21 protein-coding genes are annotated in these 19,999 nt (G+C 64.8%); 16 read left to right on the forward strand and 5 right to left on the reverse strand.

All coding sequences use genetic code 11. From position 1 onward, the window contains the following. Positions 1–59 precede the first annotated feature (59 nt). Positions 60–1,040, reverse strand: a complete 981-nt coding sequence (locus LB515_RS07480) for a LysR family transcriptional regulator (RefSeq protein WP_224707291.1) — start codon at positions 1,038–1,040, stop codon at positions 60–62. An 85-nt stretch (positions 1,041–1,125) separates the two neighbouring features. On the opposite strand from LB515_RS07480, the gene LB515_RS07485 reads away from it, so the two are divergent. Next, positions 1,126–1,956, forward strand: a complete 831-nt coding sequence (locus LB515_RS07485; protein WP_224707292.1) for a class I SAM-dependent methyltransferase — start codon at positions 1,126–1,128, stop codon at positions 1,954–1,956. Between the two features lie 12 nt (positions 1,957–1,968). After that, complete coding sequence (locus LB515_RS07490; protein WP_224707293.1) at positions 1,969–2,472, forward strand: hypothetical protein; 504 nt, start codon at positions 1,969–1,971, stop codon at positions 2,470–2,472. Here LB515_RS07490 and LB515_RS07495 read toward each other — a convergent pair. After that, the gene (locus LB515_RS07495; protein WP_224638504.1) at positions 2,469–3,008 is read right to left on the reverse strand and encodes an Lrp/AsnC family transcriptional regulator; all 540 of its coding nucleotides are present in this window, start codon (positions 3,006–3,008) and stop codon (positions 2,469–2,471) included. The two genes, LB515_RS07490 and LB515_RS07495, sit on opposite strands and share 4 nt — an antisense overlap. A gap of 48 nt (positions 3,009–3,056) precedes the next feature. Here LB515_RS07495 and LB515_RS07500 point away from each other — a divergent pair, with 48 nt between their 5' ends. Then, positions 3,057–4,241, forward strand: a complete 1,185-nt coding sequence (locus LB515_RS07500; RefSeq protein ID WP_224707294.1) for an MFS transporter — start codon at positions 3,057–3,059, stop codon at positions 4,239–4,241. A 91-nt stretch (positions 4,242–4,332) separates the two neighbouring features. Continuing rightward, complete coding sequence (locus LB515_RS07505) at positions 4,333–4,758, forward strand: GNAT family N-acetyltransferase (protein ID WP_224707295.1); 426 nt, start codon at positions 4,333–4,335, stop codon at positions 4,756–4,758. On the opposite strand, the gene LB515_RS07510 is transcribed toward LB515_RS07505, so the two are convergent. Beyond that, positions 4,759–5,874, reverse strand: a complete 1,116-nt coding sequence (locus LB515_RS07510) for an anhydro-N-acetylmuramic acid kinase (RefSeq protein WP_224707296.1) — start codon at positions 5,872–5,874, stop codon at positions 4,759–4,761. 225 nt (positions 5,875–6,099) lie between these two features. Between LB515_RS07510 and LB515_RS07515 the strand changes: the two genes are divergently transcribed. From LB515_RS07515 to LB515_RS07555, 9 genes are all read left to right on the forward strand, one after another. After that, on the forward strand, positions 6,100–6,789 hold the full coding sequence (locus tag LB515_RS07515) for an SDR family NAD(P)-dependent oxidoreductase (RefSeq protein ID WP_224544300.1): 690 nt from the start codon (positions 6,100–6,102) through the stop codon (positions 6,787–6,789). A 203-nt stretch (positions 6,790–6,992) separates the two neighbouring features. After that, the gene (locus tag LB515_RS07520) at positions 6,993–7,829 is read left to right on the forward strand and encodes a substrate-binding periplasmic protein (protein WP_224527822.1); all 837 of its coding nucleotides are present in this window, start codon (positions 6,993–6,995) and stop codon (positions 7,827–7,829) included. 2 nt (positions 7,830–7,831) lie between these two features. Beyond that, the gene (locus LB515_RS07525) at positions 7,832–9,193 is read left to right on the forward strand and encodes a dicarboxylate/amino acid:cation symporter (RefSeq protein WP_224527825.1); all 1,362 of its coding nucleotides are present in this window, start codon (positions 7,832–7,834) and stop codon (positions 9,191–9,193) included. After that, the gene (locus LB515_RS07530) at positions 9,190–9,987 is read left to right on the forward strand and encodes an aspartate/glutamate racemase family protein (RefSeq protein ID WP_224601129.1); all 798 of its coding nucleotides are present in this window, start codon (positions 9,190–9,192) and stop codon (positions 9,985–9,987) included. Before LB515_RS07525 ends, LB515_RS07530 begins: the two co-directional genes overlap by 4 nt. 197 nt (positions 9,988–10,184) lie before the next feature. Further along, positions 10,185–11,027 carry a MetQ/NlpA family lipoprotein gene (locus LB515_RS07535; RefSeq protein WP_224601130.1) on the forward strand — a complete coding sequence of 281 codons (843 nt, stop codon included), beginning with the start codon at positions 10,185–10,187 and terminating at the stop codon, positions 11,025–11,027. A gap of 83 nt (positions 11,028–11,110) precedes the next feature. Next, positions 11,111–12,202, forward strand: coding sequence for a methionine ABC transporter ATP-binding protein (locus LB515_RS07540; protein ID WP_224707297.1), 1,092 nt, complete (start codon positions 11,111–11,113; stop codon positions 12,200–12,202). Then, the gene (locus tag LB515_RS07545) at positions 12,183–12,836 is read left to right on the forward strand and encodes a methionine ABC transporter permease (protein WP_140844297.1); all 654 of its coding nucleotides are present in this window, start codon (positions 12,183–12,185) and stop codon (positions 12,834–12,836) included. The genes LB515_RS07540 and LB515_RS07545 overlap by 20 nt, the downstream gene beginning before the upstream one ends. Before the next feature lie 285 nt (positions 12,837–13,121). Continuing rightward, positions 13,122–14,141, forward strand: a complete 1,020-nt coding sequence (locus tag LB515_RS07550; protein ID WP_224707298.1) for an isopenicillin N synthase family dioxygenase — start codon at positions 13,122–13,124, stop codon at positions 14,139–14,141. Positions 14,142–14,605: 464 nt separating this feature from the next. Then, positions 14,606–14,959, forward strand: a complete 354-nt coding sequence (locus tag LB515_RS07555) for a hypothetical protein (protein WP_224707299.1) — start codon at positions 14,606–14,608, stop codon at positions 14,957–14,959. Positions 14,960–15,093: 134 nt separating this feature from the next. Here the strand turns inward: LB515_RS07555 and LB515_RS07560 are convergent, their stop codons facing one another. After that, a complete protein-coding gene (locus tag LB515_RS07560; protein WP_224707301.1) occupies positions 15,094–15,996 on the reverse strand; it encodes a LysR family transcriptional regulator in 903 nt (300 codons plus the stop codon). Positions 15,997–16,098: 102 nt separating this feature from the next. Here LB515_RS07560 and LB515_RS07565 point away from each other — a divergent pair, with 102 nt between their 5' ends. Together LB515_RS07565 and LB515_RS07570 are read left to right on the forward strand one after the other, a co-directional pair. Continuing rightward, entirely contained in the window at positions 16,099–17,085 is a 987-nt protein-coding gene (locus LB515_RS07565) for a zinc-dependent alcohol dehydrogenase family protein (protein ID WP_224707302.1), read from the forward strand. A 99-nt stretch (positions 17,086–17,184) separates the two neighbouring features. Beyond that, positions 17,185–18,144 carry a dihydrodipicolinate synthase family protein gene (locus tag LB515_RS07570; RefSeq protein ID WP_224707304.1) on the forward strand — a complete coding sequence of 320 codons (960 nt, stop codon included), beginning with the start codon at positions 17,185–17,187 and terminating at the stop codon, positions 18,142–18,144. A 73-nt stretch (positions 18,145–18,217) separates the two neighbouring features. Here the strand turns inward: LB515_RS07570 and LB515_RS07575 are convergent, their stop codons facing one another. After that, positions 18,218–19,114, reverse strand: a complete 897-nt coding sequence (locus LB515_RS07575) for an AraC family transcriptional regulator (protein ID WP_224707305.1) — start codon at positions 19,112–19,114, stop codon at positions 18,218–18,220. A gap of 149 nt (positions 19,115–19,263) precedes the next feature. Here LB515_RS07575 and LB515_RS07580 point away from each other — a divergent pair, with 149 nt between their 5' ends. After that, on the forward strand, positions 19,264–19,989 hold the full coding sequence (locus LB515_RS07580; RefSeq protein ID WP_224707307.1) for an SDR family oxidoreductase: 726 nt from the start codon (positions 19,264–19,266) through the stop codon (positions 19,987–19,989). Positions 19,990–19,999: the final 10 nt, after the last annotated feature.

Below are 19,999 nucleotides of genomic sequence, written 5' to 3' on the forward strand. Positions count from 1 at the left end.
GCGCATGCGGCCGGCATCGCCGAAGCCGCTCTGTTCGGTCGAGCGGCTTATTGCCTGGCTCAACCGCCTTCACGGGCCTTCGAAGCATCAGCTTTGCCGCCGCCTGCCCGAGCGCTTCGGGGGACGTCAGCGCCGCCCGGCTGCCTGATGTGGTCGATGAAAGCGCGCAGCTTGGGCAGCACTTGGTGCCTTTCCGGATAATACAGGAAAACGCCCGGCGTGGTTACCGCGAAGCGGCCGAGCAGCGCCTGCAGTCGCCCGTCGGCGATCGGCGCTTCGGCGATCGGGCCCGGCACCTGTGCCAGCCCGACACCCTGGATCGCCGCGCCGAGCAGCGACGGGTAGTCGTGCGCGATGAGCGGTCCCGACACGATTGCCTCGACGGCCTTGTTGCCGTCGACAAAGGACCAGGGCGCGACCGAACCATTCGAGCGGCGCAGGCGCAGGCAGGCGTGGTCGCGCAGGTCCTCGATGCGCTCGGGCGCCGCGCGCTGGCGCAAGTAGTCCGGACTGCCGACGACCGCCATCGGAAAGGAGGGCGTCAGACGGACCGCGACCATGTCGGGCGCGATCAAGTCGCCCATCCGGATGCCGGCGTCGAATCCCTCGGCGGCGAGATCGGCGAGCTCGCCGCTGGCGACGATCTCCAGCTCGATCTCGGGATAGGTCTGGCAGAAGGAGGCGACCATCGGCTCCAGCAGCATCGGCACCACGGCCGGCGGTACCGAGAGGCGCAAGAGCCCCGCCGGCCGCTGGCCCATCCCGCGCGCGATCTCGCTCGCCGCGATCAGTTCCTCGAAGGCGGGCCGTGCGCGGGCGAAGAAGCGCTCGCCGGCTTCGGTAAGGCCGACGCTGCGAGTCGTGCGGATGAACAGCGCGGTGCCGATGCGCGCCTCGAGCGTTCGTATCGCCTGGCTGATCGCTGACGGCGTGACGGCGAGCTCGGCGGCCGCCTTGCGGAAATTGCGATGCCTTGCGACGCTCAGGAATGCTTCGACGCCGTCGAGCGCGCCGTGCCTGACTGTGAAGTTCTGCTTCATGACCCATCGACATTATCGTGGATAGTGGTTCGCGGAAAGCGGCCGTATTTCTTCCATGACTTTGGAAGCCTGAAGGGAAGTGGCAATGACCGATGAACTCGATCGCGTGCGCGATCACTATCGCGCGACCGGCTTGACCGATCGATTGAAGAACGCACTGGCGGTGTTTGGGCCTGAGCAACAGCGGCTGAAGCCCGAACAGCTGGCGACCCTCGACCAGTTCCATACCCGCGGGCTGGCCGCGACGGCGGAGCTCGCCAACCTTGCCGCCATCACCGCCGGCATGTTCGTGCTCGACGTCGGATCGGGCGTCGGCGGGCCGGCCAGGTTTCTTGCCGAGACCTATGGCTGCGCGGTGACCGGCGTCGATCTCAGCGAACCCTTCGTCGAGGCCGCGCGTTACCTGACCACGCGCACCGGCCAAGACGACAAAGTGTCGTTCGAAGCCGGCAGCGCGCTGGCGCTGCCTTTCGAAAACAGCCGTTTCGATGCCGCGCTCTTGCAGCATGTGGCGATGAACATCGCCGACCGGCCGTTGCTCTACCGCGAGATCAGGCGCGTGCTGAAACCGGGTGGAAAATTCGCGACCTTCGACGTCGTGCTCAATGGCGGCGATCCGCACTATCCGGTGCCCTGGGCGAAGACGCCGCGCGAAAGCTTCCTGCTGACGGCCGAGGCGACCTGCGAGGCGATCGAAGCCGCCGGCTTCGGCACGCTCGTCCGCCGCGACGACACGGCTGCCGCCAAGGCCTGGTTTGCCGAGCTCCGTGCCTCCGGCCCGCCGCCGTCCCTGAATCTCGGGGTCGTCATGGGCCAGGGTTTCGCCGACTTCGCCACCAATCTCGGGCGAAATCTCATGGAGGGACGGCTGGGCATTCTGACGGCAGTGTTCGAGGCCGTTCCGGCCAAGGCTTGATAGGAGGCGAAGATGTCACCTGCGATGATCTTCAACATCCATCTCGTGCTCGGCTACGTGCCGTGGCTGCTTTGCTTCGCCGCCTATATCTGGCCAAGGCTGAGGTCGATGGAGCCGATAGAGGCGCAGCGCGCCATCGCAACGCTGCACAGCTTCCGCTTCTTCGGGCTCGTCTTCCTCATCCCGGGCGTCGTGGGCCCCGACCTTGCACCTGCCTTCGCAAGCTTCGCCGCCTATGGCGACTTCGCCACCGGCTTGCTCGCCATGCTGACGCTATTCACCGTGGCGAGGCCTGTGATCTTCTGGCCGCTGGTCGTCGCCTTTAACCTCGTAGGCGTGGTGGACATTGTCGGCGACTATTATCACGGCACCGTGCTCGACCTTCCGGGGCAGGCCGGACAGTTGGGCGCGGCTTACGCGATCCCGATCCTCTACGTGCCGCTGCTGATGATCACGCATGTCGCGGCGATTTACCTGCTGGCGCGTTCCACGCGCCGCCAGCTCACGGCGACTTAATAAACCGGTGTCGCCATATGTTTCGGCGCCGGCCATTCGTTCGTGATCTCGGGCTGCACCGGCCGCTCGAGATAGGTCGAGAGCACCACATAGCTGCGTGTCGAGGTGACGCCGGGCGTGTCATAGAGACGGGCCAGCAGGCCCTCCAGCGCGCGCGTGTCCTCGGTGCGCACCTTGAGCAGCATGCAGGTGTCGCCGGCGACCGTGTGGATCTCCTCGACCTCCGGATATTTCGAGACCGCCATCAGCTCCGGCGTCTTGCCCCAGCCCCTTGTGTCGATATGCACGAAGGCAAGCAGCGGCTTCTTCACCGCCCTCGGATCGATGATCGCCGATGTGGCGCGGATGGCGCCGCTGCGCTTCAGCCGCTTGACCCGCTCATGCGCCGCCGGCGCCGACAGGCCGACGCGCTCACCGAGCTCGGCATAGCTGATGGTCGCGTCCTCGACCAGGACGCCTAATATCTTTCGGTCGATAGGGTCGACCTCCCGGGCTGGATGCTTGTTCCGCTGAATGTCATCTGTTTCTGCGTCCATATGGAAATTCTCCATTGATGCGGAATTTAATTCGGCCATTATGATGATATGTCGAACAGCAATCAATCAGTAATTATGACTGAGGCGCCGCGCGCGCCGATCCCGGCCACGGCCTATCTGCTGACCGGCTGCATCGCCGTAATCGGCTCCAATTCGCTTGTTCTCGGACCGATCGCGCCGGCCGTCGCGGCATCGTTCGGCGCCAGCGTGCCGGCGGTGATGTCGGCTGCCGCCGCCTTCGGCCTCGGCACGTCGGCCAGCGCGCTCTTCCTTGCCCGCTACATCGACCGGATCGGCGCGCGCCGCATGCTTCAGGGCGCATTGCTGCTGCTGGCCATCGCGCTGGTCGCCAGCGCCTTGGCGCCGACGGTGGCGATGCTGGTGGCCGCCCAGCTCGTTGCCGGCATCGCCGCCGGTATCGCCATGCCGGCGATCTATGCCAGCTCGGCCGCGATCGCGCCGCCCGGCCGCGAGAGCGGCACCATCGGCGTCGTGCTAACCGGCTGGACGCTTTCCATGGTCGCTGGCGTCTCGCTGTCGGCGGTGCTGGCCGATCTCATCCATTGGCGTGCCGTCTTCGCGGCCGTTGCAATGCTCGCAGGAACGGCCGTTGCCGGCCTGGCGATGAGTTCGCTGCACGATACCAAGAAAAGCGGCCCAGCGCCGTCGCCGCTTGGCGCGCTCGCCGTTCCCGGCATCCTGCCGCTGCTCATTGCCTGTGGCGCCTTCATGACCGCCTTCTACGGCGTCTACGGCTATCTCGGCGATCATCTCCACCAAGCCCTCGGCGAGCCGGTCAGCGCCAATGGCCTGGCGGCGGTCGCCTACGGTCTCGGCTTCGGCGCGGCCGCCTTGCTCGACGGCGTTATCGATCGCCTCGGCGCCCGTCGCGTCATGCCCTTTGCCTATCTGCTGGTCGCCGCCGTCTATGTCGCGATTGCCCTGGCAAGCGGCGGCTTCGGCCTGCTGATCGCGACGATCGGGGTCTGGGGCCTTGCCAACCATTTCGGGCTGAACGTGCTGGTCATGCGCCTCACCGCGCTCGACCCGTCGCGGCGCGGCACCATCATGGGCTTGAACAGCGCGGTCACCTATCTCGCCGTCACCGTCGGCACGGCAGGCTTCGGCCCGCTCTACACGAGCCTCGGCTTCGCCAATTGCGCGCTGATCGCGGCGGCACTGATGCTGGTGGCGGCGGGCGCAGCGGCGTGGCGGTCAGTCGGTCCTCGGTAACAGGCCTCAGTCTTCGCTTGCGGCCGGAATACTGTTTCGCACTTTTCCTGGAATTGCTCTAAGGCTGGCTTGCGAACCGGAGTCGCAGCCGATGAAGACGAGTCTCGAGATCACCGCCGAACCCTCGCCGCAGGACCTCGCTTTCCTGGGCGGAAGCCTTACCGCTTTCAACGATGCCGATGTCGGAGCGTCAGGCCGAAAGTCGCTCGCGGTTTTCGTGCGCGGAAATACCGGCACCCTCGTTGCCGGTATTTCCGGCTACACCGCCTGGGGCTGGCTCTACGTGCAGTGGCTGTGGGTCGACGAAAGACTGCGCGGAAAAGGCATTGCCGCCGGCATGCTCGACGCGGCCGAACAGGAGGCTACCGCGCGCGGCTGCCACAGCGCCTGGATCGACACTTTCAATCCGATCGCCGAGAAGGTTTACCGGCGCCAGGGCTACCAACCATTCGGATCGTTGCCTGACTTCCCCATCGGCCGCAGCCGTGTCTTCCTGCAGAAGAAGCTGTCGGCCTGATCAGCCCGCCAGTTTTCCGCCGCGCATCGGCTTTGGCGCGCCGGTGGTGCTCGGAAAGCTGATCGGCAGGCCGCGCAGCACGCGCACGGCGAGGAAAGCAAAACACTCTGCTTCGACCGCGTCGCCCTTCCATCCGAGCGTCTCGGCCTGCACCACTTCGACGCCGGCGCGGCTCTCGAGCATTGCCATCATCGTCGGATTGTGACGGCCGCCGCCGCTGACCGCGAGCCGCTTCGGTCGACGCGGCAACAGGTCGAGCGCCTTGCCGACGGCCGAGACGGTGAAGGCGGTCAGCAATGCTGCGCCATCCTCGGCGTTCAGCCCTTCGGCCATCGCCGCGGTGAAGTCGAAGCGGTCGAGCGATTTCGGATAGGGCTTCGTCAGGTACGGATGCTGCAAGAGCCTGGCGAGCCGTTCCTCGTCGACCTTGCCTGCGGCGGCCAGCCTGCCGTCGCGGTCCATCTCGCCCAGGCCTTTCGACTTGATGAAATCGTTGACCGGCGCATTGGCCGGACCGGTGTCGAAGGCGACGATTGCGTCTTTGCCGTCCCACCATGTGATGTTGCCGACACCGCCGAGATTGAGCACCGCGGTGTCGCCGCTGGCGTCCGCCTCTTTAAGCAACGCGGCATGATAGGCGGCTGCCAAAGGCGCGCCTTGCCCGCCGGCCGCGACATCGGCCGAGCGGAAATCATAGGCGACCTTGGTGCCGAGCAGCGAGGCCATCAGCTCGCCATCGCCGAGCTGGCGGGTGCGGCCGATGCGTCCCGGCTGCGGGGCGCGATGCAGCACGGTCTGGCCGTGGAAGCCGACGACGCCGATATCGGCCATGCTCATGCCCTGGCCCTCGACCAGATCCCTGACCGCCGCCGATTGCGCGCGCGTCAGCGCCTCCTCGGCTTCGCGAAAAATCGCCGGCTCCGGCCCTTCGAAATTCCAGGCGCGCGCCTGGCGCAGCGTTTCTTCCAGCAGGGCGCAGATCGATTGCGGATAGGGAGCCAGCGTGTAGGTGCCGGTGTCGGCGATGCGCTCTCCGTCCGTCTTGATCAGCGCCACGTCGATATTGCCGTCGAGCACCGTGCCGGTCATCAGGCCGACGGCCCAGATTGGTTCCATGGTCGTTCCTCGAATCGCCCTTCATTCACGTGTCGGACGGATCGGCGCGGCAGGCAAGTGTCTCGCTACACCCGAGCAGGCGGCGCATAGACCGACGGCTTTTTGCATCGAATGGTGAAAACGGAGCAACGCCGTTCTTGCCTCTCGGCGAAGAAGGCGCGAGGCTGCGAACAAGACCATCGGCCGGGCGACTGCCCGGATGGACTATCGCAAGGAGAAAACGCCATGGCAGCCAATGTCGCAGTGATCGCGGGCGCCGGCTCCGGGTTAAGCGCCTCACTGGCGCGGCTTCTCGCCAAGGAGGGTTTCCGTGTCGTCCTTGCCGCCCGCAACGTCGACAAACTGGCCGCGCTGGTCAAGGAAACCGGCGCGCAGGCCCTCGAAACAGACGTATCGGACGCAGCCTCCGTGGAGCGCCTCTTCGAGACGGCCGACAAGGCAGGTCCCCTCGAAATTGCCGTCTTCAACGCCAGCGGCCGCACGCGCGGCCCAATCGCCGAACTCGACGCGCAAGCGGTCAAGCAAGCCCTGCTCGTCGGCGCCTATGGCGGCTTCCTTGTCGGCCAGCAGGCGGCGCGCCGGCTTCTTGCACGTGGTTCCGGCTCGATCCTGTTCACCGGCGCCAGCGCAAGCCTGAAAGGGTTCTCCGGCTCCGCCGGTTTCGCCATGCCGAAATTCGGCCTGCGCGGGCTGGCGCAATCGATGGCGCGCGAGCTCGGCCCGAAGAACATCCACGTCGCCCATTTCATCATCGACGGCCAGATCGAGCCGGCCGGACAGGTGCCCGAGTCCGACCGGCCGGATCGTCGCCTCTCGCCCGATGCGATCGCCGAGACCTATCTCTCCGTCCATCGCCAGCATCGCAGCGCGTGGAGCTTCGAGGTCGAGCTGAGGCCCTGGGTCGAGACGTTCTGACGATCCCTCGCACGAACCGGGCAACAACACGCCCCGCCGCGGACTCGTTTATTTTAGAAAGTATGCATGTATCCTGAGGCCATTTCGGCCGTCTGCAATGTAAAAAAGCGCAAAACAAAAGATACCTTTACTTAACTTCGGCGTGCATACTGCGCATCGGTCAGAATTGTTGTCCGGCTCTCCTGCACGATAGAGAAATGCGCATGCCGCTTACACGTCGCACGCTGTTTGCAGCCGGAGGCGGAGGGCTGCTGCTCGCGCAAGCGCAAGCCCTGGCCACGCCGGCCCAGGCGCAAGACGCTCCCAAACCCATCGTCAGCGACAACAAGCTACGCATCGCCATGCCGGCTTTCGCTTCCGATCCCTTCTTCCCGGCCGACGGCTCTGGGGAGAGCGGCATCGATATGGACCTGGCGCGTGGCATAGCCGCGGAACTCGGCGTCGAACCGGTGTTCGACCGATCAGCCGGGACCTTCGACGCCATGGTGCAGCAGCTGACGTCCGGCCAGGCGGACCTGGCGATCGGCAAGCTGAGCCGCACCCTCCGGCGCGGCCGCTCGATCCTCTATTCGCGGCCTTATGCCATGCTGCACCAGGGGCTGCTGGCGAACCGCGTCAACCTGGCGCGCATCACGCAGGGCAAGCCGGCTGAACAGATCATCCGTGATTTCTCCGGCGATCTCGGCGTGATCGAAGGCTCGTCCTTCGCCACCTACGCGGCCGCCACGTTTCCGCACGCCACTATCCAGCGCTTCGCCGGCTGGAACACGGTCATCGATGCGATCCGCAACGGCACGATCGACCTCGCCTATCGCGACGATTTCGAGATCAAGAAGCTGATGGTCGACGATCCGTCGATGACGGTGGTCGCACGCTCGATCACGCTGACCGACAAGGTCGACACGATCGCCGTCGGGATCAGCCCGGCCAACCCGCATCTGGCGGCCTTCGTCGATCTCTATCTCGATCTCGCGCGAGGCCAGCAGGTCCTCAACACCGACGAGATCATCGCGCGTTATCGCCAGGGGAGCAAAGCCTGACAATGGCCGTCTCGGATGTAGCCGCAGCCATGCCTTTCGATTGGCGCCTGGCGGCAAAGCGCATCCTGCGCTCGCCGGCGACGACGATCATCATGATCCTGGCCGGGATCCTGTGCGGCCTCTATTACCCGGCCTTCGCCCATGCGATCAGCCCTGTCGCGCAGGTCTACCTGAATTTCCTCAAGATGGTCGTCCTGCCCTATCTGGTCTCGTCGGTGATCTTCTCCATCACCGCCATGGTCCAGGACCCGAAATCGGTCCGCTATCTCGGCAAAGTCGGCATAGCGGTACTGGTCGTGTCGTTCCTCGCCGTGCTGGTCAGCGGCACATATTCGCTGATCCTCAAGCCCGGCCAGATCGAGAACCCGCAGTCGCGCATCGAGCTCGGCGAGTTCATCAATTCGCAAGGCAGCGTCTCCACCGATCTCGCATTCCCCTTCCAGCCGCCGCCGACCGGGGATCCGAACAGCGGACATTCGATCTTCCTGGATCTGGTGCCGAACAACGTTTTCAACGCGCTGGCCTCGGGCCAGACCATCCAGGTCCTGTTGTTCTGCCTGCTTTTCGGGCTCGCGATGGGCAAGATTCCCCAGCCCTCGTCGCTCAGCCTCTCACAGGCGCTCAACGCGGTGTACAAGGCCTGCACGGTGCTGACCAACTGGTTCGTCTGGGGATTGCCCTTCGCGACCTTCATCCTGATCGCCGACCAGACCGCGTCGACCGGCATCAAGCCGCTGATGCTGATGGGTGGCTACCTGCTGGTGATGGGCCTTTCCTGCGTGACATTCCTCGCCGGCGCGTTTGCCGTCATCGCCATACGCTCGCGGCGAAGCTACTGGGCCACGATCAAGACCCTTCAGCCGCTTCTGATGGTGGCCATCACAACGCGCTCCACGGTCGCCTCGCTGCCCTGGGTCATCAACCTTTTGACAGAGCGCCTGAGGTTCAATCTGGTGGTCGTCGAGCTGCTCGTGCCCCTGCAGGCTGCGCTTCTGCGGACCGGCCCGGCGCTGGTCTACACCTCGGGCGTCCTGTTCATCGCCCAGCTCTACGGCCATCCCCTGGCGATCCCGGACCTCTTGCTTGTCGGTGTCGTCTCCGCGCTTCTGGCGTTGACGACAGGCGGCATGGGCAGCCTGCTCATCCTGTCGCAGATGTCCATTGTCTGTGGCTATCTGAAGCTTCCCTTCGAGGCGGCGTTCGTCCTGTTCGTCGCGGTGGACGCGGCCGTGGACACGCTGATGACGCTGTCCAGCGTCTCCACCGTGGCCGCAAGCACGGCAATGATCGCGCCCAGCCATCGGGAAGCGGCGCAGGCTGCTGAAACCGTCGCGCAAGAGCTCGAAGCCGAGCCCGCCCGATGATCGACGACGGCATCCGTCCGCAGCTCGGCATCATCGGCGGTCTTGGGCCGCTCGCATCGGCCGACTTCTACTTTAAGCTGACCCGGATGACCGGGGCGCTGCGCGACAACGAGCATGTGCCTTCCGTCATCCTCAGCGTGCCGCAACTGCCTGACAGGACCGAAGCGATCCTGGCTGGTCATGACGGGCCGCTGGCGCCGCTGCAAGCTGCGGTCTCGACGCTCAACGCGCTCGGCGTTTCCTGTATCGCTATGCCCTGCAACACCGCCCATCATTGGTACGAAAAGCTGGCGGCGAACTCGCCAGCCGAGATCATCCACATCGGCGACGCGGTGGTGGCGGAGATCCGCCGGAGCCTGGACCGGGGCAGAGTTGCGAACCTCGCAACCCGGGGCACGCTTGCCTCCGGCTTTCATCAGGACAGGATTTCGCCGGCGGGGTTCGAGGTCTGCGTTCCGGCAGACGCGGAATTCCAGGAACGCGTCGACAGCGCGATCAATCTCGTAAAGGCAGGCGCGATTGCGGAAGCCGCGGCTGAGACTGAGCGCGCGCTCGATCTCGCGCAAATGGCCGGCGCCGATATGGCACTTCTCGGCTGCACCGAACTGTCCGTGGTGGCCGCCAGCCTCAACGATTCGGCCGGAGTATTGGTCATCGACAGCAATGCGGCCCTGGCGCGGGCCTGCCTGACCCGATTGGGCTTTGCCACGCAGGAGGCGCGCGGCTTGCCGTCCGTCTCGTCGCTGCCGGGAGGCGACCGATTGCCCTTGCGCCTTGCCCGGCGCGCTTCATAGGCGCTGCCGCCTTTACGATATCGAACATCCGCTCACCGGGCATGCTCCAAGTCATCAAATCTTTGAGAGAATATTTCCCGCACTCCGCTTCAGAGGAAATGCGCTTCTTTGCCCGATGAGGCAGCATTGATGATCCTGAAAACAAGGCTTCGCATTCCGCCAGGCCGAACTGATTTCAGGATTGCAAGGAACGCATCATGTCCGACGCTTCAAAGTCTCTCGTTACGTCAGTCACCAGGCGCGCCGGACTTGGCGTGCTTCTCGCCACGACATTGGCCGTCATCAGTCTTGGTGCGCCGTCGCCATCCTTCGGCGAGGACAAGAAGTCGATCAAGGTCGGCATCATCAGCGGTGAGGATGAGGATGTCTGGCGCGTCGTCACGGCCGAGGCGGCCAAGAAAGGGCTGACCATCGAGACCGTCGTCTTCAACGATTACACCCAGCCCAACGAGGCGCTGGAGCGCGGCGAGATCGACGCCAATGCCTTCCAGCACAAGCCCTACCTCGACAACCAGATCAAGACGCAAGGCTACCACATCGTGCCGGTCGGCTATACCGGCGTCTGGCCGATCGGCCTTTATTCGAAGAAGCATGCCAAGGTCGCCGATTTGCCCGAAGGCGCGGTGATCGGCCTGCCGAATGATCCTTCCAACGAAGGGCGCGCACTGCATGTCCTGGAGCATGAAGGCCTGATCAAGCTCAAGGACGGCACGGGCATCCTGGCGACGACCGCCGACATTGCCGACAACCCGAAGAAGCTCGAGATCAAGGAACTCGACGCCGGCATCGTCGGCCGCTCGGTGGACGATCTCGACGCCGCCGTCGTCAACACCGACTGGGCGCTGAAGAGCGGCCTCGGCCCGGAAAACCGCATCGCGCAGGAGCCGGTGGCAGACAATCCCTACCGCAACTTCATCGCTGTCAAGGCCGGAAGCGAGAACGAGCCCTGGGTGAAGACGCTGGTCGCCTCGTATCAGAACGAGACGGTCAAGGCCGAGTTCGACAAGGTCTACAAGGGCACCGGGATCAGCGCCTATTGATCGGCGCCTGGCTGCCAGAAATAGGCGGCCCGCTGCTGAGCGGGCCGCCGTCGCGTTTGCGCGGCACAGAAACGGACATGGAAATGAACCAGCATGTCACGGCCGAACGGGCCGATCCGATCCACATCCAGCCGACCAGGCGGGAAGACGTTGTCCGCCTCGTCGGCCTGAAGCACCGCTTCGGCGCGACGCCGGCGCTCGACGGCGTCTCGCTCACGGTGCGCAAGGGCGAAATCCTCGGCATCATCGGCCGCAGCGGTGCCGGCAAGTCGACATTGATCCGCTGCCTGAACGGCCTGGAGCGGCCGGATTCCGGCGAGGTCTTCATCGAGGGCCGCGAGATTAGTCGTCTGGGCGAGCGTGAACTGCAGCCGCTGCGCCGCCGCATCGGCATGGTTTTCCAGCACTTCAACCTTCTGTCGGCCAAGACCGTCGAGGAGAATGTCGCGCTGCCGCTCAAGATCGAGGGCCGCCCGCGCGCCGAGCGCATGGCGCGCGCGGCGGAGCTGCTGCAAGTGGTCGGCCTCTCGGAGAAGGCGAAGGCCTATCCGACCTCGCTGTCGGGCGGGCAGAAACAGCGCGTCGGCATCGCCAGGGCGCTCGCCGCGCGGCCGGCGCTGCTCTTGTCGGACGAGGCGACCTCGGCGCTCGATCCGGAGACGACGCGCTCGATCCTGGCGCTGCTCAAGGACATCAATTCCAGGCTCGGTCTCACAATCCTGCTCATCACCCACGAGATGGAGGTGATCCGTTCCATCGCCGACCGCGTGGCGGTGATCGATGCCGGCCGGATCGTCGAGGAAGGGGCCGTCTGGCAGGTCTTCGCCAATCCGGAATCGGAGATCACCCGCAGCCTGCTCGGCAGCATCCGGCCGCAATTGCCGCCCGAGATCGCCAGCCGATTGATTCCGGGCGAAGGCGCGGAAACGATTCTCCGGATCGATGTGGCCGGCGAGGCAGCGCGCGGTGCTTTGCTTTCCGATCTTGCCGCAGCGGTACCAGGCCAATTCCGCCTGGTGCAGGGCGGCGTCGATCATGTCCAAGGTCAGCCTGTCGGCACGCTGTTCCTGGCCGTTGCCGGCGCTGAAGCCGCGCATGTTGCGCGGGTGACGACATTCCTGAAGGACCGCGGCGCGCGGGTGGAGGTGCTTGGCCATGTCGCCGGTCCTGTTTGAACTCCTGCTTCGCTCGATCTGGGAAACGGTGCTGATGACCGGCGCGTCCGGTATCATATCGCTCGTCTTCGGCCTGCCGCTCGGCCTTGCCTTGGTCGCCACCGATCGCGGCGGCATCGCCGAGAGCCTTTGGGTCAACCGTACTCTCGGCGCCGTCATCAACGGCTTCCGGTCGGTTCCTTTCATCATCTTGCTGGTGGCGCTGATCCCGGTGACCCGGCTGATCGTCGGCACCTCAATCGGCACCTGGGCGGCGATCGTGCCGCTGTCGATCGCCGCCACGCCCTACTACGCCCGCATCGCCGAAGTGTCGCTGCGTGAGGTGGACCACGGGCTGATCGAGGCGGCGCGCGCCATGGGCGGCAATCGCTGGACGATCATCCGCGAGGTGCTGGTGCCGGAAGCGCTGCCGGGCATCGTCGCCGGCTTTACCGTGACGCTGGTGACGCTGGTCGGCGCCTCGGCCATGGCCGGCGCCATCGGTGCCGGCGGTCTCGGCGACCTGGCCATCCGCTACGGCTACCAACGCTTTGAGACCAGCGTCATGGTCGCCGTGGTCGTCGTTCTCATCGTGCTCGTCTGCGGCATCCAGTGGATCGGCGACCGCCTTGTCGCTCGGCTGGACCATCGCTGACCGGGCGAGCAAGGGCGCCGGCGCGAACGCAATTTGCCGCAAAAGACGGGAATTGAGCGCCGGCTTGCTCCGTTTGCAACGAGATTGGGCGGTGCGTTTCTTCACCCGCAATGGCGCGCATGTAATCGTGCCAAGGGGTCGCTAGAGCAATTCCAGGAAAAGTGCGTAGCGGTTTTCCGTTCGGAATTGCGCCAAAACTAAAGCGAGCAATTCCGTGAAAGTGCGCAGCAGTTTTCCGTCCGGGATTGCGAAAAACAAAGAGTTACCGCCAAGAGGAGCCTGTCCATGGCCAGAATAATCCCGGTGCTCGATCTCGACCGCCTGGAGCAGGGCGCATCGGAACTGCGGACATTTCTGTTCGATCTGCGTACCGCCGCGCGCGATGTCGGCTTCTTCTATCTGAGCGGCCACGGCATTACCCAGCCGGAGATCGATGCAGTGCTGGGCGCCGCGCGCCGCTTCTTCGCCTTGCCGGAGGCCGACAAGCTCGACATCGAAATGGTCAAGTCGCCACAGTTTCGCGGCTATACGCGCGCCGGCGGCGAGCTGACCAAAGGCAAAGCCGACTGGCGTGAGCAGCTCGACATCGGCGTCGAGCGCACGACGATTGCGCAAGGGCCGGGCGTGCCGGCCTGGACGCGGCTGCAGGGTCCGAACCAGTGGCCTGCCGCGCTTCCCGATCTGAGGCCCGCGCTGCTTGCCTGGCAGGCCAAGGCGACCGATGTGGCGATCCGGCTGCTGAAAGCCTTCGCGCTGTCGCTCGACCAGCCGGAGGATGCTTTCGATCCGATCTATCGCGATGAGCCGAACCATCGCATGAAGATCGTGCGCTATCCTGGCCGCAATGCCACCGGCGACGACCAAGGCGTCGGCGCGCATAAGGATGGCGGCTTCCTCACCCTTCTGCTGCAGGACGAGAACAAGGGCCTGCAGGTCGAATATGACGGCAGCTGGGTCGATGTCGACCCGATCCCGCGAACACTCGTCGTCAACATCGGCGAGCTGCTTGAACTCGCCTCGAATGGCTATCTCAGGGCAACCGTGCATCGCGTCGTCACGCCGCCGGCCGGCGTGGAACGGATTTCGGTGCCGTTCTTCTTCAGCGCCCGGCTTGACGCCACCATCCCGCTGCTCGATCTGCCCGAGGAACTGGCGGCCGAAGCGCGCGGCCCGGCCAGTGATCCCGACAATCCGCTCTTCCGCAACGTCGGAACCAATGTGCTGAAAAGCCGCCTGCGGTCGCATCCCGACGTGGCGCGGCGTCACTATGCCGATCTTCTGGAAAAAGCAGCGGCCATCGGCTGACGATTTCGTTGGATTGAGCGAGATTTTTTCGCGTTTCCCGTCTTTTTTGGAATTCCGTTCGTGGAAAATATGCCGCTTCAGGCCCACATAGGAACCATCGCTCGGTGTTTTCCTCCCATTGCGCCGGGCGATGTTCCCCTCTGAAGGTTATGACCTTCATACTTTGGCCGGGCCGCTTTCGCGCCCGGCCTTTTTCTTATCTGCGTCGGGAATCCGCCGATCAGACCGGCGAAGCGCTCGGCCTGCATTTGGATGTCGATCCCTTCATCGGCTCCGGTCCCGGTCGGCCGCCGCCGGCTCGAATATTTCGCGCTCGAGCCTCAAGCGCGTTTTCCTCGCTATTCCATCCTGACATGAATGCGCGAACCGTTGTGTTACGGTGTTGGTGATGTTCACGGCATCCGCTCGGACCTGCCGTAAAGTGAAGAGGAGAGTTCGCCACGTCCAGGATCAGCCGCCGCGCCTTGCTCTTTCACTCCGGCTGCGCGGTCGTCGCCTCGACCGTCGCAGCAAACGGTCACGGCACGAAGGCGCCGAGGCCTGACCGGCAACCATCCAATGACCTGTTCGCCCTGATTGAGGCGCACAAGGCAGCGTACGCAGCGTTCGGCAAGGCCGTCCACAAAAGGGGCAGCCATAGCCGTGACCACATCGAGGCCGGCCGAGAGGAGGAGAGGGCGCTGCTGGCCATCTGCGCCTATCGGGTGGTCAAGCAAGGCGACCGCCTGGCCAAGGCCCGATACCTTTTGGAGATCGAGGCGCGCGGCGAGCTCGACCTGCCAGAACACATGCAGGCCCTTCTGCGCTCTACGGTGTGAAAGGCATGAGACTTCCAGCGCATAGACCGTCGAACCCGCCGCAGTGCTGAAGGTTTCGGGGCTTACGATCATCTGTTCGCGACGAAGGTGCTGACGTGGCTCGGTGTGATGCAGTGACTGAAATCGGCGTGGACTTAGCTCATCATCTTCGGCAATCCCACCGCCAGCGCGTCGACGGCCAGCCGCACTTTCAGCGGCAGATGCGGCGCCTGCAGCCGGAGCGCATGGCAGTCATAGAGATAGTCGCGTTGCTCAGGCAGCAGGCGGACCAGTGTGCCGCCCTCGATGCGTTGTCGCACCAGCCAGTATGGCAGCCAGGCCAGTCCCATGCCGTCGGTTGCCGCATCGGCGATGGCGTCGAGGTCGTCGAGCCGCAGCCGGCCGGCCGGGGCGATCTGCGTCACCGAGTCATCGTCGCGCGTAAACAGCCATGGCTGCAGCGCCTGGCCGAGCCGCCGGTAGACGATCGCTTGATGGCTGGCTATGTCTTCGGGTTGATGCGGTCGGCCGAAGCTTTCGATGTAGGACGGCGACGCGCAGACGATCATGCGCTGGCGCGCGACGCAGCGCGCGATGATGCCGGCCCTGTCGTCCAGCGTGCCGGTGCGGATCGCCAGGTCGAACCCGTCCTCGACGAGATCGGCGAAGCGATCGCTGAGCGACAGGTCCAATTCCAGCGTCGGATAACGCCGGGCCAGCTCGATTAGGATCGGCGTGACGCAGTGGCGACCGAAATGCGCCGGCATCGTCACGCGCAGTGTGCCGCGCGGCTCGGACAACTGATCGGCTGCCAAGGCATCGGCCGCTTGCACTTCGGCCAGCACGATGCGGCAGCGCTCGTAATAGGCGCGCCCGAAATCGGTCAGGCTTTGCCGGCGCGTGGTGCGGTTGATGAGCCGCATGCCGAGCCGCTCTTCGAGGAAGCGGACATGCTTGCCGACCATCGGCCCCGACAGGTCGAGCGCCGCCGCGGCGGCCGCGAACGAGCCGAGATCGACAGCCTTGACGAACACCTCCATGCTTTCGAGGCGATCCATATTCAAAACCAATCGTTTCGACTGTTCTGCCTGTGTGCCGATTTATCGGTTCTCGATACCGCTGCATAGTCCATTCCATCGGTTGGGTTTGGAGTTTCAGGCATGGCAAGGGTTGTTCGCTTTCACAGTCACGGCGGTCCCGAGGTGCTTCGCATCGAGGATATGGATGTTCCGTCGCCGGGACCCGGCGAGGTGCGGATCCGCGTCAGGGCGCTGGGCTTGAACCGCGCCGAAGCCTTGATGCGCAACGGCTCTTACATCGAGACGCCGACGCTGCCGTCGGGCCTCGGCCTCGAAGCGGCGGGGATCCTCGAGGCGGTGGGAGCCGGCGTGGAAGTCTTCGCATTGGGCGATGCGGTCAGCATCATCCCGCCGCGCTCGATGGCGCGCTGGCCGGCCTATGGCGAGCTCGTGAATTTCCCCGCCGAGCTTGTGGTGAAACATCCGCCATCGCTCTCGTTCGAAGCCGCCGCCGCGACATGGATGCAATATCTCACCGCCTATGGCGCGCTGGTCGATATCGCACGTCTCGGCCCTGACGAGCCTGTCGTCATCACCGCCGCGTCGAGCAGCGTCGGACTGGCCGCCATCCAGATCGCCAACAGAATTGGCGCGGTGCCGATCGCCGTCACCCGAACATCGGCCAAGAAGACGGCGCTGCTCGACGCCGGCGCGGCGCATGTGGTGGCCTTGGCCGAGGAGGATATCGAAGCGAGGCTGAGGAAGATCGCACCGCAAGGCGTTCGCGTCGTCCTCGACGCGGTCGGCGGCCCGATCTTCACGCCGCTTACGGCCGCCATGGCGCGCGGCGGCATTCTCATCGAATATGGCGGCATCAGCCCCGAGCCGACGCCGTTCCCGCTGTTCGATGTCCTGACGAAAACGTTGACGCTGCGCGGCTACCTCGTCCACGAGATCACCGGCGATCCCGCCCGGCTTGAAGCCGCCAAGGCCTTCATCCTCGACGGCCTCGCCGCAGGCGCGCTGAAGCCGGTCATCGCCAGGACGTTTCCGTTCGAGAAGATCGCCGAGGCGCACCGTTTTCTGGAAGCAGGCGAACAGTTAGGCAAGATCGTGGTGACCGTTTGAGGCTCGCTTCAGCCGGAAAAGCGACTATCTGCTTGGCAAGCGGTGCTGCGCCGGGCCAAACTGGTCGTTCCGCATGCCTGCCTCAAGGAGACTTCGAAGATGACCGCCAATGTTTTTTCCGGCTGCATGCCGGCGCTGATGACGCCTTGCACCGATGACCGCCTTCCCGACTTCGACGCGCTGGTGCGCAAGGGGCGCGAGCTGATCGCCGCCGGCATGTCGGCCGTCGTCTATTGCGGCTCCATGGGCGACTGGCCGCTGCTGACCGACGCGCAGCGCATGGAAGGCGTCGAGCGCCTGGTGAAGGCCGGCGTCCCGGTGATCGTCGGCACCGGCGCGGTCAACACCGCCAGCGCCGTGGCGCACGCCGCCCACGCGCAAAAGGTCGGCGCGCGGGGCCTGATGGTGATACCGCGCGTGCTCTCGCGCGGGCCGTCGGTGACGGCGCAGCGCCATCATTTCAAGGCGATCCTTGCCGCCGCGCCCGACCTGCCGGCCGTCATCTACAACAGCCCCTATTACGGCTTTGCCACGCGCGCCGATCTCTTCTTCGCGCTGCGCGCCGAGCATCCGAACCTGGTCGGCTTCAAGGAGTTCGGCGGCCCGGCGGATTTGCGCTACGCGGCGGAAAACATCACCAGCCGCGACGACGACGTTGCGCTGATGATTGGCGTCGACACCGCCGTCTTCCACGGCTTCGTCAATTGCGGCGCATCCGGCGCCATCACCGGCATCGGCAATGTCCTGCCCAAGGAAGTGCTGCATCTCGTGGGCCTCAGCCAGGCGGCGGCGCAAGGCGATGCCGAAGCGCGCCGGCTGGCGCATGAATTGGACGCGGCGTTGGCCGTGCTGTCCTCTTTCGACGAGGGACCGGACCTCGTGCTCTATTTCAAGCACATGATGGTGCTGAAGGGTAATCCCGAATACAGGCTGCATTTCAACGAGACGGATGCGCTGAGCGACAGCCAGCGCGGTTATGCCGAGCAGCAGCTCAAGCTGTTCGACACCTGGTACGCGCAGTGGTCGAGGCAGCCCGTCATGGCAAGATACGCGGCCTGAGCCGATCGGTCCGGCGCAACGTCTCTGGCGATGCAGGGCCTGTTGACAGGCTGCACCCCGTTCGGCCAAAGCCTCAATAGGCCGCGGCCGAGCCGGGTATGGCCTGAAGACGCTCGATGTCCTGACGGGGCGGGGCGCCGAACAGGCGCCGATATTCGCGGCTGAATTGGGACGGGCTGTCATAGCCGACCGCGAAACCGGCCGTGCCGGCGTTGGCCCCGTCGGCCAGCATCAGCCTTCGCGCTTCCTGCAGGCGTAGCTGCTTTTGATATTCTAGCGGGGTCATGCGCGTGATCGCCTTGAAGTGAGCATGAAGCGACGACGCGCTCATGCCTGACGCCGCGGCAATCTCGTCGATCCGCAACTGCGCCTGGAAGCCGTTCCGAATCGTAGCGATCGCGCGGCTCACCTGGTTCAGGTGGCTGTCCACGGTTCCCATTTGACGAAGCGTTGCGCCATGCGGACCAGTAAGCAGACGGTAGAGGATTTCGCGCTCTATCAGCGGGGCCAGAACATTGATGGTTTCGGGGCGATCGAGCAGCTTCACCAATCGGCTCGCGGCATCGATCAGGTCCGGGTCGCTCGGATAGACCGCAAGCACAGGCAAGTCCTTTTCGCCAGAAGCCCGCCGCTCCGTCACAAGCAGATCGGCAAGTGCCGCGAGGTCGAAGTCGATCTTGCAGCATAGATATGGCGCGGCCGGACTGGCCTCGAGAACATGGCCGACCAGAGGCAGGTCGACCGAAACAAGAAGATAGCTCGATGCATCATAGACCACGCTCTGGTCTGCCAGCGAGACGCGCTTCGACCCTTGGGCGATTATGCAAAGCGAGGCTTCATAGACCGCCGGCACGGGCGCGCTGGGCCGGTCGGAACGAATGAGCGTCAGCCGGGGGATCGCGGTGCTTGAAATGCCGGGATCCCTGGCATGCCGGGCAATCAGCCCGGCCAGTTCGGTGATTTTTTCCATGCCGCATAAATCTGCATGACGCGGAATGTTGCAAGGCTTGTCCGCCGAGTTTGGAGGATTGTGCAAACTCTTTGGGCGATCACGCTACCGGTCTTCGCCTGTGCGGCGCCATTTTTCGTCCCGTCACCGCAAGCCAAAAAGGAACGATCATGACGGGACTGAAAGACAAGGTTGTACTCATCACCGGCGCATCGAGCGGCATTGGCGAAGCGGCGGTGCGAGAGCTTGCCGCGGCCGGCGCCAGACTGTTCATCGGAGCCCGGCGCGCCGAGCGTCTGAAGGCGCTGGCCGAGGAAATCGGTGAGCGCGTCGCCTGGCGTGAGCTCGACGTAACGGATGCCGAGAGCTTCGACGCTTTCGCCGATGCCGCTCATGCCCAATTCGGACGGATCGATGCGCTGGTCAACAATGCCGGCGTCATGCCGCTGTCGCCGCTTGCCGCGCTGAAGCGCGATGAATGGGCGCGCATGATAAACGTCAACATCTTCGGCGTGCTGAACGGGATCGCTTCGGTGCTGCCTCGCTTCATCGCGCAGAAAAACGGGCACATCGTCAACGTGGCGTCCGTCGGCGCGCATCTCGTGCTGCCCACCGCGGCGGTCTACTGTGGCACGAAATATGCGGTGTGGGCGATCACCGAAGGCCTGCGGCAGGAGCACGACGACATCCGCGCCACGATCATCTCGCCCGGGGTGACAGCGACCGAGTTGGGCGACGACATCAGCGACCCGCAGGTGGCAGCGGCTTTGAAAGAGTGGCGGCAAAAATCGCTGAAGCCGGACGCCATCGCCCGCGCGATCCGCTTCGCGCTCGAACAGCCCGACGGCGTCGACGTCAACGAAGTGATCGTGCGCCCAACCGCCGCCAACATGTGAGTGAACGGCA

Source organism: Mesorhizobium sp. CA15 (assembly GCF_020165215.1).
Taxonomy (GTDB): Bacteria; Pseudomonadota; Alphaproteobacteria; order Rhizobiales; family Rhizobiaceae; genus Mesorhizobium.